This is a genomic window from Pontibacter sp. JAM-7, assembly GCF_048548695.2.
Taxonomy (GTDB): Bacteria; Pseudomonadota; Gammaproteobacteria; order Pseudomonadales; family Balneatricaceae; genus Neptuniibacter.
The window spans coordinates 1-381 of sequence record NZ_JBLYIF020000023.1; the positions used below are offsets into that span (position 1 = coordinate 1).

General features: G+C 54.6%; 1 protein-coding gene. It reads left to right on the forward strand.

What is annotated here, in order from left to right; genetic code table 11:
• Positions 1-381 (forward strand): VCBS domain-containing protein (locus ACFVYJ_RS13705; RefSeq protein WP_463255411.1); only part of this gene is annotated, 381 nt, incomplete at both ends.

Below are 381 nucleotides of genomic sequence, written 5' to 3' on the forward strand. Positions count from 1 at the left end.
ACCATCGTGCAGACCTGGACTGTAGATTCAGTAGACGGCAGTGGCACCAGCACCATCACCATCACCATCAACGGTGTGGAAGATGGCGCGGAAGTGACTGACGATGCTAAAGCCGTGACCGAGGATGACACCGATCCAACTCTGAGCGTGAGCGGTCAGGTGACTGTCGCGGATGTGGATCAGGGCGAAGATGCCTTTGATAACAGCACTCTGAGCTTCGGTACTCGTACCAACTCTGATCCATCCGACCTGGATGCAACCCAGCTGGGTACGCTGACACTGGATGATGACCAGGGTAACTACACCTTTACTGTCGATAACGCGGCAGTTCAGTACCTGGATGCCGGTGATACCATCGTGCAGACCTGGACTGTAGATTCA